The sequence below is a fragment of the Microbacterium trichothecenolyticum genome (assembly GCF_000956465.1).
Classification (GTDB): domain Bacteria; phylum Actinomycetota; class Actinomycetes; order Actinomycetales; family Microbacteriaceae; genus Microbacterium; species Microbacterium trichothecenolyticum.
Window position 1 is genome coordinate 356,943 of the sequence record NZ_JYJA01000041.1, and the last position, 12,735, is coordinate 369,677.

The window sequence follows — 12,735 nt, forward strand, 5'->3', positions numbered from 1 at the left end:
CAGTTATTGGCCGAAGAACCCCAGCGCGCCGCTCCCGAAGAGTTCAGCGAGCGTCTTCGGCTCGGGCGGCGCCTGTTTGGCGCTCGGGTAGGCGATGAGCAGGTCGTCGAGGCTGGTGCCCGACGACAGGCCGGCGATGATGCCGGCGATGAGGTTGTGGGTGCGCGCCGCGATGACAGCGGTCGCATCCCAGCCCTGCAACTCAGGCGTGCCGCCACGTTCGGCGAACACACGCGAGTGAGGGTTGCGCACGAGTTGTTCGGTGAGGACGACGACGTGCCAAGCGGACTCTTTGCCCGCCCACACGTCGTCGATCCGCACCTGGTAGAACTCGGCGAGGTCGGCGCGCAGGGCCCCGAGAGTGTCGAGTTCGTCGATCAGTTCCCGGAGCCGCGCGATTCCCCCAGGTCGGCCTGGTAGGTCGAGAACAGCGCCATGAACGTCTCTTCGGCGCTGTCGCCGTTGCCGACGCGCTCCGACCACTCGACGTACGCGTCGACGTCGACCGCGATGCTCTCGGCCCAGTCGTCGATGGACTCGACGAACTTCTGCAGCTTCTGGAAGTCCTCGATGTCCTCGGGCTTCGTGAGGTCGTAGTCCAGCGTCTCGCGGTCGAACGCGCCGGACTTCATGGCCTCGAGCGACAGGTTGTGGAACGCGTTGCGGTGCCCGAGGCGGAACCGGTGCGCGGGGCGCAGCTCGGGGAGCTCAGCGAGCAGGGCGCGGCGCAGCTCTTCGCGCTCGATCACCATGTCGGCGGCCTCGGAGGGCGTGGGCGGCGTCTCGACGACCTCGTCGACGACGGGTGCCGGCTTCGGGGCGGCCGGCTTGCGGGTACGGGGGGCGGCGGGCTTCTTCGCGGCGGATGCAGCAGTCATGGGTGGCAGACCTCTTTCGGATACGTGGTGGAGCGGTGGCAGACCTAGGGATGGAGGGGGTCGCGAGCGGGTCTGCGATTCTGCACTCGCGACCCCCGGTCGGGGTGGCTCAGGGCGTGACGGGCGCGCTGAGGCCGGTCTTGAAGATCTCGAACAGGACGGGGCGGCCGTCGACGGCCGGGATGATCTCTTCGGGCGCGCCGAGCATGGTGCCCGACAGCGGAAGCTCGAAGAAGTTCGCGATGTCGACGCTCGGGGCGTCGCCCAGCGTGATCTCGACGTTCGGCAGCCAGAAGCCGAGCGCGCCGGACGAGTCCTTGAAGTACAGGAACACGGCGATCTCGGACGGGATCGACGAGGTGACCTTGTAACCGCCGGTGTCCTCGTTGAACTCGCCGTTGAACGCGAGGTCGAGGGTGTCGGAGTCGAACTGCAGGGCGTTCACGGTGAAGCCCCACGTGGTCGCCGACGTCGACGTGCGCACGCCGTCCTCGAGGAAGGTGTTGAGCGATTCCCGCTCGCCGCCCTCCTTGGTGAACGCGATGGTGTTGGCCTCCGACGTGTGTCCGAGGTTCTTCCACGGGGTCGGGCCGTCCGCGGAGCCGAGCTTGAAGCCGTCGGTGCCGAGCGGCGCGGTCGGGGGCAGTGTGTTGACGGGAGCGTGGAACACGGTTCCCTTGGCCGGGATGACCAGGCTGGTCTTGTTGGCGGTCATCAGGTTCCTCCTGGGTAGGTTTCGCAGACCCATCCCGCCGGCGGCGGGCGCAGAAGGGGTTAGTGGACCTTGGCGGTGATGGAGAATGCGCCCTGGTAGTGGCGCACCGCCTTGTTGTTCATCAGGACTTCGCCCGAGGCGGGCATGAAGGCGTCGAGGTCGTCGACCGACTCGATCGCGCCGACGCCGGGAATGATCGACTCTTCGGGGTCGTCGTCCCACGCGTGGATGACGGCGTACACGAACGCGGCGCGGTCGAACGCGCCGGCAGGATCGAGGAAGAGGTTGACGGTGAGCGTGACCGACCACACGTCCTCGCCGTTCCCGTTCTGCTGGATCACGGCAGAGTGGGTGGCGATCGGGATGTCGTCGAACGAGCCCACGTCGAGGTCGCTGTATGCGACCCACGGTTCGGGCAGGTCGCGGGTGAACAACGACTGGAAGAGCTTGCCGGCGTTGAGTAGTCGCTTAGTCAAGGGATTTCACCCGCGCCAATCCCTTCGCCATGATGTGCTTGCCCGGCACCCATGTCAGCGGCCCGGTCGTGACACGGCGTGAGCCTTCGGCGCGCGTGATCCGTGTCGTGAAGTGGCCCCACTCGATCGACGCGGCCGCGGGGTCGTCCGCAACCACGAGACGGTCCATGACGGACCGGCCGGTGCCCTTCTCGCCGGGCACCTTGACCGTGCCGAGCTTGCGCATGTAATTCCCGGTGTCGACGTGCTGCGCGGCGACGGTGCGGACCGATCGGAGCACCCGGCCTGCGGCCTGGCCCATGACGGCGTCCTCACCGCACATCTGCGCGACGGTGACGCGGTTCCGGCTTCTCAGCCAGACTCGAGAGGCCATTACCCACCGTCCTTCCCGATCCACTTCACGGTGACCCGCCAGTGGCTCGTCTTCCGCGAGAGCTTGAAGTGCTGAGGGACGCCGACCGTCTCGTAGACGCCACCGTCGAAGATCACGTGCGAGTTGATGTCGCCCGGCCAGGTGCGGGAGCGGATGACGAGCATGTTGGTGACCTGGATGCCGAGCGCCTGCGACTCTTCGGCCGCGGACCACTCACGCACGGGCTCGCTCAGACAGCGGACTTCGATCCGCTCGCCGACGGGGAGGGTGACCCGCCCGCCTTCGGCATCGCGAGTCGTCTCCCGGTTCTGCACGAGCACGGTGTGCGCGGCGCGGTCCCCGAGAAGCCGGCTCATCGCGTGCGCCCGGGCTCGTGCCGTCCGATCGTCGCGGTCCCGATCACGTTCGACTGCTTCGGGTGCACGCCGGTGAGGTCACGCACGTCGTCATCGGTGAACCAGATCGTGCCGGACGCCACGGCCGCGTTCACCTCGTAGCCGTACTGGCCGGCGTTCTCGCGGCGGAAGCCGTCGACGTTCGACCACACGCGCGCGGCGATGCGGATGACGGTCGCGGTGTAGAGCCGTTCGGTCAGCCGGCCGCTCGCGAGCCTCGCGGCCACGAGCGACCCGTACCGGTCGGCGATCATGTCGACGACCTCCCCGAGCTTGCCTTGGAGGTAGGCGACGTCGAAGTCGTCGATGTCGCCCGCCCAGTACTTCGGGATCTCGTCGGCGCTCACTTCGGGGAGGGTCGTCGCCATGTCGTTACTCCTGTGCGTCTTCGATCAGAGCGGCGAGCTCGTCGTCGGTGTTCTCGCGGTCGAACTCGATGCCGAGCTCCTTGGCCTTGTCCTCGAGCGCGGCGCGGTCGCCGTCCTCGTCGTCACCGGATGCCGGCTCGCCGGAAGGCGTGCCTTCGGTGATGACCGGCGCGAGTTCGGCCTGCTTCGCGGCGATGCGCTCCGCGAGTTCCTTCTTCGAGCCGCCGGTCGGCAGTCCGAGCTGCTTCGCCTGCGCCTTGAGTTCAGCCTGCGAGGGCTGCTTGACCGGTGCCGACGGTGTCTCGGTGGACTGCCCGCCACTGTCGCCCGAATTGACGGGCGGCGGTGTCGTCTCGGTCGACGTCTCGGTCGACTCGGACTCACCGCCCTCGAACAGTGCGGGGTTCGTGACCAGGCTGTCGGCCCAGTCGGGCACGACGTCGCCGGCCGCGAGCGTGATGTACTCGCCGGCGTCGGACAGCAGATGAACGACACCGGACTTGATGATCTTGGGGTTGGGGGTTCCCATTTCGCAGACCTCCTTGGGGTCTCAGGGAAGAGGGGGCAGGGCCCGAGGGCCCCACCCCCTCATCCGGATCAGAACGCGTCGAGGACGGCCGTGTTGTCGGGCGAGGTGAGCGTCGGGAGCAGGATGCCGCCGACGTACACGTCGTAGCCGGACGGGTCGCTGGACGCGATCGCGCCCGAGAACAGGCCGGGGGCGTCGCTGTTGCCGATGCCGTTCTCCGACTCGATCGCCTCGGTGGTGACACCGATCTCGGTCGTGCCGACCTGCGAGCCCGAGATGAGGATGACCTTGTCCGCGGCGAACAGGGGCACCTCCGTGCCCGTGGTGTCGGGAACGGTGTCCTCGTCGACGACGACCTGGCCGAAGCCCTCCGAGCCGAGGAACGAGATGACGTCGTCCGACGACACGCGGCTCGGGAGGTCCGAGCCCTTGCCGAGAATGAGCTTCATCAGGTCGACGTTCCGCTGCAGGTAGCCGAGCGTGACGCGGCTGAGGATCGTCTGCGAGACGCGCTTGCCGAGCACGTTGCGCAGAGCCTCGAGGTCGCTGATCGGCAGCGACGCCGCCGTGTTCGACCAGACCGTCGCGGCGTTGGCCTTGAGGCCCGCCTTGCGGCCGAAGTCGATGTCGAGCTGCAGGCCGCGCTCAGCGAGCGTGATCTTGCCGTCGACGATCGCCTGCGCCGCCGCGATGATGATGCGGAACGCGATCGACTGCGCGTTCGCGATCGCGTACTGCTCGAACTTCTGGCCGATCGCGTCGTCCTGGCCCATGAGCTTGAGCTGCGTGTACTCGTCGACGTGCATCCGGATCGACGTGGGGGGCAGCGAGCCCTTGGCCGTCTGGCCGGTGCCGAGGCGGTTGACCATCGACTCGGCGTTGAACGCGCGGAACTTCGCGGCCGGAGGCAGCGGAGCCGAACCCACGTTGAACGAGTAGTCGAGGGTGAAGTTCTCGACGGCCGGGAGCAGGCCCGAGACGCGGAAGCGCTCGAACTCGGCGTCGAATGCACCGCGCGCGATGCCGGTCAGCTGACCGGGCGTGCGGAAGTTCTTGGTGAACGGCATGGATCAGTCCTCCACGTAGATGTAGGAGCCGGTCACGGCCTCGGCGGCACCGAGCGTCGTCCGCTGCGCCACGACGGGCAGGAGCGACGGGTTGATGACGCCGTGGATGAGACGGGCGAAGGTGGGCTTGGCGGTTGCCGGGGTCGCGCCGAGGGCGATGCCCTCGTCGTCGTTGATGAAGCCGGCGAGCTTCCGGCGGGGGTCACCCGCGGAGCCGGCGGTCGAGTCGTACGGCCCGTACAGACCCGAGGCGAGCTTCGCGACCGCGACACCCGAGGGGATGACGTTGTCGGTACGGCCGCCGAGGTTGTAGTGCGTGCCCGCGGTGAACGCGGTCGGGTCGAGCTGACCCGAACGCGCGCTGTCCTGGCCGTGCTTGCCGGCGCGCCACTGCGTGTCCACGGGGACACCGGTGACGGCCTTCGAAACCGAGAAATCGGTCATGGCTGATGCCTTTCTGTGAGGTTGTTACTTGGTCTTCTTGCCGAGGCGTTCGCGCGTCTGCTTGCGCGCCTCGGCGATCGACGTGGCGGCAGGCGGCGTCGTTGACTGGCGGCCGTACAGCGTCGCCAGCACGTCACCGCCCTCGCCGTTGCCCTCGCCTGCCGACGGAGCGACGGAGGCGGCGAACTGAGCGACGAGCGCGGGGTCGATGTCCTTGTCGGCGTTCAGGAACCGCGTGGGGTCCGTGAACTGCAGGGCGCCCTTCACCCGGTTCAGCGCGTCCTCGGGCTTCTCCCCCGGCTTGATCGTCAGAGCGACGAGTTGGCCGGCGATCGCTTCGCCGAGGTACTTCTGCTGGCCGGTTGCCTCGCCGGCGGCGCGAGCCGCCTGCTCGGCGCGCTGCGCCTCTTCCCGTGCGCGCTCCGCGTCGCTGAGCGCGGCGAGGCGTGCCTGCTCCGCGGTGCCGACCGTGGTGGACACGGCGTCGAACTCGCCGAGGCCCTTCCACTGCGAGAGTTCGCGGTCCTTGCTCTCCGAGTCCTTCTGGAAGCCCTTCGACTTCCGCCGCCAGTAGGCAGCCTGCTCCGCGTCGGTCATGTCGTCGGTCTTCGTGCCGGACGGATAGCCGTACTTCTCGCGGAACTGCTCGGGCGTCAGCGACGAATCGTCACCGCCACCGCCGCCGGCGTCGGGGCCGACGAACATGAGCCAGGGCCGCATCATGCGGCGCGAAAGGGTGGACATGGAGGAACCTCCGGGTGTTGTGGTGTCACCCCAGAACGGGGTGTGCCCGCGGAACGCGGTACGTGTGTGGATCAGGCCCCGTGGGCCTGCGCGCGCGCGATGAGCGCGCGGTGGTAGCCGATCGCCTTGTCGAAGTCGGCGACCTTCGTCGGCGTGCTCGACGCCGTCATGCTCACGAGGTCGCGGCCTTCGCGGCGCGCGTCCTCGAGCGTGAGGATCGCCTTCTCCGACGTGGCGCGCATCGCCGACCAGTTGGTGCGGTTGCTCGTCTTCGACGGCCGCCGATACGGCGTGAACGATTGCCCGCGCTTTGACTGGCGCTCGGCCTTGTCGAACGTCTTGAACTCGTTCCCGTCGCGCACGAGGATCGGCCCGAGCTCGCCGTTCTCGCGGACGACGACGCGGGTGCGCTGAAGTGCCTCGGCGAAGTTCCCACCGGCGGCCTCGTAGATCGCGTCGAGGTCTTCGCGGTTCAGGCTGAGCCCGGGGTCGGCGTCCGCGGTGATCGCTGCGGTGTCGCAGACGCACCCGTTGTGCAGCTCGAGCAGATCGCCGGTGTGGTACGTCCGGTCGGCCGCGACGATGCACAGACCGCACGGGCCGTACTTCGTCAGGTCGGGTCGGAGGATGCGCCGGTAGCCGGTGACCTTCGGTGCGGCCTGGTGGATGATCGACTTCTCGTCGCGGATGGTCGCGACCGCGTCCATCTCGACGATCTTCGTCATCCGCTCGACGAGCACCGCTTCCGCCTGCTCGGGCGTCGCGCCCTGGCGCAGAGCGTGCTCGGCCTGCCGCGCCGGCCTCTTGTAGACCTCCACGATCGGGGTTCCCGATCGCGGGTACAGGTCTTGGAGGTCCGGCAACTTCTCCGGGAGCGCATCGAGCGCGCGAAGCTGCTCGATCACCTCGGCGCGAGCCCACCGCCGGACCTGCGCGAGCGCGAGGTCGACGTCGACGGCGGACTGCGCCGCGGAGGCGTTCACGAGGTCGGGCCGGTTCGCGGCCCACGAGAACGGCACCCAGATTCCGAGCATCACCCGAAGCAGAGTCGCGACGAGCGACGCCTGCTTCTCCTGGTGCACGCGGATGATCGCGTCAAGCTGCGTTGGTGTCACCGGACCCGGTCACCCCCGAAGCGCTGGCGGCCGCGAGCGCGGTCTGGAACATCTCGGTCGTGCGGTCCTGCTCGTCCTGGCGCTGCTGCGCCGGCGTCATCTCAAGCACTTCGCTGTTGATGTACCGCTGGGACGGCTTGCCGCCCATCTTCGCGACCGCTTCGGCCTTCTCGGCGAGGGTGGCCGGGCTGATCTTCCCGAACAGCACCTCGATCTCGGTCACGTCAGCGCGGATCGCGTCGCCGACCATCTCGAACGACTGGGCCATTGCCTGCGCGAGCGAGACTTCGGCCTGGTCGTTCATCGCCTGCACGGCGTGAATGAGCGGTTCCTTCGAGTTCTGCGATCCGGCCGCGGACTGGTTCGCGGACTCGCCGTCGAATATGTCCTGCGGCGTGCGGGTGTTCGACATGAGCACCTTGAGCTCGTCGCGCCGGTACGTGAAGATCGGCGTGATGTCGGTGAAGTTCGACTCCCAGACCTCCGAGCCGACCGGCAGGAGCCAGAGCGCCGCCGGACCCGCCTTGAAGAGCTCGTCGTAGTCGACCTTCTCGCCGGCCTGCGGGTGCCCCTCCGGGTAGAACTCGGGGAGGTTGCCCTTCACGCCACGCTGGCGGAACGCCTGCATCACGATCAGGGTGATCGTGTTCAGCGTGATCTCGTTGATCCGGTCGACGCTGTCCAGGTGCTTCTCGTAGACCCCGAACCCGTCGACCGTCTGGTTCCGCTGCAACAGCGAATCGTTCGACACGTTCCGGACCGGACCGCCCGCCCACGACCAACCCTTGCCGGGATACCAGGGCGTTCCGTCCTGCATTAGCGTCGGAACGCGCGTGGGACGGAACGCGACCCGGAAGTACCCGGGGCGGTGCAGGACGATGACCTCGGCCTGAGCGATCGGGTCGAACCCGACCGTGATGCCGGCCTCCGTGAGCCACGGACGCAGCGCGTTCGGCTCGGTGATGGTCGTCCACCCGTTCCGCACGTTCCACAGCGGCCCATCGGCCGCCGGCATCGTGAGCAGGTACGACTTCCCATAGTCCGCGGTGTCGTTGAAGAACTGGCGAGACTGCACCTTCATGCGGTTCCGCGTCCAGTGCTTCCATGCCGCGAGGTCGCCCGACTCGTCGCCGTCGGCGCCCGTGCGGAACCCGATGACACGCTGTCGGTCCGTCCGCGCGTCGCGGATCGTCTCGACGATGTGCAGCCGGGACCGCTTGAGCCACCGCATGTACGACTCGCGCGTTCCGACGTCCCACGCGTTGTCGGGGAGCAACGCGTCACCGTCCCGGTAGCGTGTCAGCCGTCCCATGCGCGGGAGCCCGTTGCCGAGCTCGTTCGCGAGCCGCATGAGCCACCAGTCGTCGGTCCCCGGGATACCTGCCTCTGCGAGCACGCCCGTACCCCCTTATCGAACTCGAGTGGGCACCCCCGTGGAGGTGTCCTTGAACTGCTTCTTGTAGCGAGCGCGGCCTTCGACGGCGAGGCACATGCCGACGGCGGCGTCCATCTTCTTGGCGGACCCCTTTCGGTCCTTGCCGATCACGTGACCGCCGGTCGACTTGTTCCACTTCTGCGCGTTCAGCACGTGCCGGCGCATCGCCTTGTGGTTGCCGTGGCGCAGCTCGCCGGTGATGATCGCCGTCTCGGTGCGCTCGACGACCTTCGCCATTTCGGTGTGCCGACTCGTCTCGAACGAGATCGGCTTCGACTCGGTCGCCTTGATGACGAGGTCGTCACCGAACGCCCTCTCCCACGAGTCGACGTAGTCGCGCCAGTGGGGCGGGTCGGCGAGGAACGCGACGACCTTGAACCGCTTGAACGTGTCGCGGACGAGCGCGTCGACCTCGGCGTGGTCGACCTGCCAGTCCTTCGCTTCCTTCGAGTCCGGGGCCTCCCAGATGCCGATGGGGAACACGTAGCCGTCGCTGATGCGGCACCCGATGAGCACCGTCGCGTCGGACGTGAGGCCGCCGTCGAACCCGAGCGCGATCATCTCGCCGCGGCGCGGCGGGAGGATGCGGATGCGCTGGCCGACAGCCACCGCGGCCGCGCGAAGCTCGGCGAGCCCGATCTTGTCCCAGACCGTCGCCTTCATCCACGCGTTCTTGCCCTCGACGACGGCGTTGAAGAAGTACCGGCGTGTGTCCTGCTCGGACCGTCGCGGGTCGAAGAGGTCGTTGATGAGGTCTTCGGGGTCGTTCCACGCGATCGCGTCACCGAACGCCTCGATGAACGCGGCCGTGAGACGAGCGATGTACTCGTCTTCCGTCTCCAACCGGTCGCCGCGGGGCTTCGTCTCGTCCTTGACACGGATCTTCTCGAGCGATTCGACATCGGCCCACCGGTGATCGAACAGCAGCGTCTTGTTCCGCGCCTTGCCCTCGGCGAGCATGTCGGCGAAGTAGTACGTGTCCTCTGCAGTCGACTCGGCACCGGGCTCGTACATCGTGGTCGTCTCGATGAACCACGTGCCCTCCTTGCGACGCTTGGAGAGGTTTCGCGTGACGGTGTCGTACATGCCGTGCAACGTGTCGGTCGTGTACAGGTGCGTCTCGTCGAACACGGCGAACGTCTCGAGGCCACCGTCCTTCGACGCCGATCCGGCCGTCGACGGGATGATCGTTCCGCCCGACGCGAGGATGATCCGCGTCTTCCCCACGTCGAGCCCGTAGCCGGTCTTCAACTGGTAGAGCGGCGCGTCCTCGTTCGAGAGGTTGTAGTAGACGTTGTCGAAGACGTTGCCCGTCTGGCCCTCTTCGGTCGCCATGATCTTGATGACGGGGTTGACGACGGGCTTCCCCATCGGCTCGCCCGCCTTGTAGGTGTACGTCTCGCCGAGGAACGTGTACTGCTCGCCGCCCTTCGCCCAGCCGGCGAACCGGGCCGGGCCGAACGCTTCGAACAGCACGAGCGCGCCGGCGATGCCGGACTTGTCGGTGCCCTTCGGACGCGAGAAGAACGCGGACCAGTAGAGCCGCTTCCCGCGCTCGTCGTGCGCGTAGCAGTCGGCGATGAACCCGGTCGTTTCGAGGCCGTACTGGATCGGCTTGCCCTGCATTCCGCCGCGGCCGTGGACGACGAACGTCTCGATCCACCACACGGCGAGGAAGCCGAGCGAGCGCTTCCGGTCGTGCTTCGGGTGGTGGATCAGACGGCGAGGCATGTCACGCTCCCAGTGCGGCTCGGCGCGCGTCGAGGTCGGTCACGTTGTTCGCGTGACCCTTCGCGCCGGCGGGATGCTGCTCGGGCGGAAGCTCCACCTCGAGGCGCAGTCGGAGACGGTCGGCGTAGGTCGCACCGAAGCTCGCGAGCCGGATGCGGATCTCGGCGAGTCGTTCGGTGTTCGTGCCACCGCTCATCCACGTGCGGTGATGCATGAGCGCGGTGTCGAGCATGTAGTCCCAGTCGACGTCGGTCACCATGCGGGTCGCCTGCGGCGAGGTCCGCCAGTTGTCCCACCAGCGCAGCGTGGCCGGGTGCCACTCTTCGCGCTCGGACTGCTCGGGGTCTTCCCATTGGCTCTTCGGCTTGAGTGGGAGGAAGTCTTCGGGGAGGTCGCGGAGGTCGAAGCCACCAACCTTCCCGTCGTTGCGGATCACGTCGCGCTGGACGTTGTCGCGAGCGCGCGATCGCTTCTCGCTCGGAGGCGGGCCGGGCACGTCAGTCCCCCACCGGGCCGCGCCGGCGCGGCGACGTCTTCATGAAGTCGCGGTGAAGCGCGTCGGCGGCTTCGTACGCTTTCGGGTCGCCGAGCGCGTGCGCGAGGTAGAACGCGTGGGTCGTGAAGTATTCGACGACGAGCGCGCCCGTCTTCGAGGTCTGATGCATCGACAACGGTCGCGCGCCCTCAAGGGAGGGATGCCCGGCGATGAAGCTCTTGGCATCGTCGAGAGTCGTTCCGAGCACGGTGATGAGGCGAGGCTCGCGGTCGGTCATTTCGGGTGTCTCCATCCAGAACGGAAGCCCGCGCCGGAACGGCTACGGGGCGAGACGCCGAGAGGCGCACCCTGTGGGGCGCGCCTCTCGCACGTTGGGGACGCTGAATGTGTGGGCTCAGCGGCCGAAGCCTGTCGTGCTACTCCCGGGCGATCTCTTCCGGGAGCGAGTGCCAGATCACCGCGGACAGGTTGCCGATGAGCTCGGCGATCTGCTCTGGGTGATCGGCGAGCCAGCCGTAGGCGCGTTGCTTCCTGCGCGCGGTGCGTCGAGCCCAGAACAGGCCGACGTGGGTCACCTCGTGGACGATCGCCGAGAGGGTCACCGGTTGTGCGAGCAGGATGATCGCGCCGACGCCGTTGGCGGTCGGCTGGGGGAAAGCGCGCGACTGCGCGCTGATGGTCGTGATGCCGGTGGCCCGGTGGAGCGCGTCGATGCTCTCGAACACGTACACGTCGACGCCGTGCTCGATCGCGTACTGCCGCTCCTTCGCGAAGCCGGCCTCCCAGACGACCTCGTCGCGTGGGAAGTCGTAGTCGGCGTCGCTCACCGGCGTCGCCGCCGGCGCTCGGCCCGGTTGAGCGGCACCATCGGGAGGTCGAACCACGAGACGCCACCACGATCGCCGATCCCGCAGACGCGGAGCGTGAGCGCGAGCCACGCGATCGCGATGAACAGCACCAGGCCGTGCCCGATCATGCGAGCTTCACCGCGGGGAGTGTCGATCGCGTCGTCGCCCGGACCGCGTACTCCTGGAACGCCGTGACCTCGAATCCGGCGTTGGTGATGCGCGGGTCGACGTACACCGCGAGAGCTTCGGACGGGCCGGTGCCGGCGAGCACCGCAGCTGGTGTCGCGGGCCGCACGGCCGCCTCGGGCCGCTCGGCGGGGTCGATCGCGTTGAATGCCTCCACAGCCTGCTCGGGCGTGAGGGCGATGACGACGACCTTCGCGGCGCTCATCCGCGGCCCGGGGTGTAGGCATCGCGGAGGCGTCGGCGCTGCGCGTCGAGGTGCGACATCGCGACCGACCCGGGCGTCACCGGGGCCAGGTCGAGCGGTGCTCTCACGTGGAACGTCGAGACGCTACCGCCGGCCGCGAGCCCGTCCGGCCCACGGTGGCCGCGGCACGTGCCCGTCTCGCAGCACTCGAAGTCACGCGCCGGCGCGGTGAGTTCGGCGATCTTGGTCAGGTGCTCGACGATCTGGTTGGTCGGCGTCCGCTCGTCGACGGGCGGACGGTGGGCGTAGATCGCTCGGTTCGCGCGCATCAGCACGTCCTCGAGCGCCGTGAGCGCGAGCGACTTGTCTCGGCCCTCGGGCACGAGCGCTTCGATGTACTCGGCGAGCTCGACGACGTGCGAGCGCATCGCGACGATGCGCGCCTTCGTCTCGTCGCTCGGCGGCGCACTCGTCGCGGCCGTCGGGAACCGCTCGTCGATAGTGGGACCGGGCATCGGTGTGTCCTCTCGTGGGATGGATTCTGAGCAGAATGCGCGTCGACGCGGTATCCGGCCCGTGGGCTCGAAGCACTCGTGCACGGTCGCGACGCACAGCGTCGAGCAGAGTGCGAAGCGCTCGGCCTCGGCGTCGGGCGTCGCGGGCGGCTGGCCGGCCGGCATCAAGTACCCCCTGAACCCGCGCGCACAGCGAGAGGCAGAACGCTTGCGGGCGGGGGGCGGGCCGGTAGGGG

Annotated in this window: 21 protein-coding genes; 1 reads left to right on the forward strand and 20 read right to left on the reverse strand. The window is 68.2% G+C overall.

Features of this window, described 5'->3' with window-relative positions:
• Positions 1-3: 3 nt before the first annotated feature.
• The 20 genes from RS82_RS20385 to RS82_RS20475 form a co-directional block, all read right to left on the reverse strand.
• Positions 4-321, reverse strand: coding sequence for a hypothetical protein (locus RS82_RS20385; protein WP_045302838.1), 318 nt, complete (start codon positions 319-321; stop codon positions 4-6).
• 56 nt (positions 322-377) lie between these two features.
• Positions 378-878 carry a hypothetical protein gene (locus RS82_RS20390; RefSeq protein WP_045302839.1) on the reverse strand — a complete coding sequence of 167 codons (501 nt, stop codon included), beginning with the start codon at positions 876-878 and terminating at the stop codon, positions 378-380.
• A 109-nt stretch (positions 879-987) separates the two neighbouring features.
• Positions 988-1,593 (reverse strand): phage tail tube protein, encoded by a 606-nt coding sequence (locus tag RS82_RS20395; RefSeq protein ID WP_045302841.1) that lies wholly within the window; start codon positions 1,591-1,593, stop codon positions 988-990.
• Between the two features lie 59 nt (positions 1,594-1,652).
• Positions 1,653-2,069, reverse strand: a complete 417-nt coding sequence (locus tag RS82_RS20400) for a hypothetical protein (RefSeq protein ID WP_157005702.1) — start codon at positions 2,067-2,069, stop codon at positions 1,653-1,655.
• Positions 2,062-2,442, reverse strand: a complete 381-nt coding sequence (locus tag RS82_RS20405) for a DUF5403 family protein (RefSeq protein ID WP_045302845.1) — start codon at positions 2,440-2,442, stop codon at positions 2,062-2,064. Before RS82_RS20405 ends, RS82_RS20400 begins: the two co-directional genes overlap by 8 nt.
• The gene (locus tag RS82_RS20410; RefSeq protein WP_045302847.1) at positions 2,442-2,798 is read right to left on the reverse strand and encodes a hypothetical protein; all 357 of its coding nucleotides are present in this window, start codon (positions 2,796-2,798) and stop codon (positions 2,442-2,444) included. The genes RS82_RS20405 and RS82_RS20410 overlap by 1 nt, the downstream gene beginning before the upstream one ends.
• A complete protein-coding gene (locus RS82_RS20415; RefSeq protein WP_045302849.1) occupies positions 2,795-3,205 on the reverse strand; it encodes a hypothetical protein in 411 nt (136 codons plus the stop codon). The genes RS82_RS20410 and RS82_RS20415 overlap by 4 nt, the downstream gene beginning before the upstream one ends.
• A gap of 4 nt (positions 3,206-3,209) precedes the next feature.
• Entirely contained in the window at positions 3,210-3,734 is a 525-nt protein-coding gene (locus RS82_RS20420; protein ID WP_045302851.1) for an SAP domain-containing protein, read from the reverse strand.
• 68 nt (positions 3,735-3,802) lie between these two features.
• Positions 3,803-4,801, reverse strand: a complete 999-nt coding sequence (locus RS82_RS20425) for a major capsid protein (RefSeq protein ID WP_045302853.1) — start codon at positions 4,799-4,801, stop codon at positions 3,803-3,805.
• Positions 4,802-4,804: 3 nt separating this feature from the next.
• Positions 4,805-5,245 (reverse strand): hypothetical protein, encoded by a 441-nt coding sequence (locus tag RS82_RS20870; protein WP_052676951.1) that lies wholly within the window; start codon positions 5,243-5,245, stop codon positions 4,805-4,807.
• A gap of 24 nt (positions 5,246-5,269) precedes the next feature.
• Positions 5,270-5,989 (reverse strand): hypothetical protein, encoded by a 720-nt coding sequence (locus RS82_RS20435; RefSeq protein ID WP_157005704.1) that lies wholly within the window; start codon positions 5,987-5,989, stop codon positions 5,270-5,272.
• 71 nt (positions 5,990-6,060) lie between these two features.
• A complete protein-coding gene (locus RS82_RS20440) occupies positions 6,061-7,104 on the reverse strand; it encodes a hypothetical protein (protein ID WP_157005706.1) in 1,044 nt (347 codons plus the stop codon).
• Positions 7,085-8,500 (reverse strand): hypothetical protein, encoded by a 1,416-nt coding sequence (locus RS82_RS20445; RefSeq protein ID WP_045302858.1) that lies wholly within the window; start codon positions 8,498-8,500, stop codon positions 7,085-7,087. Before RS82_RS20445 ends, RS82_RS20440 begins: the two co-directional genes overlap by 20 nt.
• A gap of 12 nt (positions 8,501-8,512) precedes the next feature.
• Positions 8,513-10,270, reverse strand: coding sequence for a terminase large subunit domain-containing protein (locus RS82_RS20450; RefSeq protein ID WP_045302860.1), 1,758 nt, complete (start codon positions 10,268-10,270; stop codon positions 8,513-8,515).
• A gap of 1 nt (position 10,271) precedes the next feature.
• Complete coding sequence (locus RS82_RS20455) at positions 10,272-10,766, reverse strand: phage terminase small subunit (protein WP_052676952.1); 495 nt, start codon at positions 10,764-10,766, stop codon at positions 10,272-10,274.
• A 1-nt stretch (position 10,767) separates the two neighbouring features.
• Entirely contained in the window at positions 10,768-11,043 is a 276-nt protein-coding gene (locus RS82_RS20460; RefSeq protein WP_045302862.1) for a hypothetical protein, read from the reverse strand.
• A gap of 139 nt (positions 11,044-11,182) precedes the next feature.
• Entirely contained in the window at positions 11,183-11,593 is a 411-nt protein-coding gene (locus tag RS82_RS20875; RefSeq protein ID WP_052676953.1) for a hypothetical protein, read from the reverse strand.
• A complete protein-coding gene (locus RS82_RS21430; RefSeq protein WP_157005708.1) occupies positions 11,590-11,742 on the reverse strand; it encodes a hypothetical protein in 153 nt (50 codons plus the stop codon). The genes RS82_RS20875 and RS82_RS21430 overlap by 4 nt, the downstream gene beginning before the upstream one ends.
• Positions 11,739-12,005, reverse strand: a complete 267-nt coding sequence (locus RS82_RS20470) for a hypothetical protein (RefSeq protein ID WP_045302864.1) — start codon at positions 12,003-12,005, stop codon at positions 11,739-11,741. Before RS82_RS20470 ends, RS82_RS21430 begins: the two co-directional genes overlap by 4 nt.
• Complete coding sequence (locus tag RS82_RS20475; RefSeq protein ID WP_157005710.1) at positions 12,002-12,499, reverse strand: Acb2/Tad1 domain-containing protein; 498 nt, start codon at positions 12,497-12,499, stop codon at positions 12,002-12,004. Before RS82_RS20475 ends, RS82_RS20470 begins: the two co-directional genes overlap by 4 nt.
• Before the next feature lie 19 nt (positions 12,500-12,518).
• Between RS82_RS20475 and RS82_RS21715 the strand changes: the two genes are divergently transcribed.
• Positions 12,519-12,735: hypothetical protein (locus tag RS82_RS21715; protein WP_211255979.1), on the forward strand; the 217-nt coding region annotated here is incomplete at its 3' end.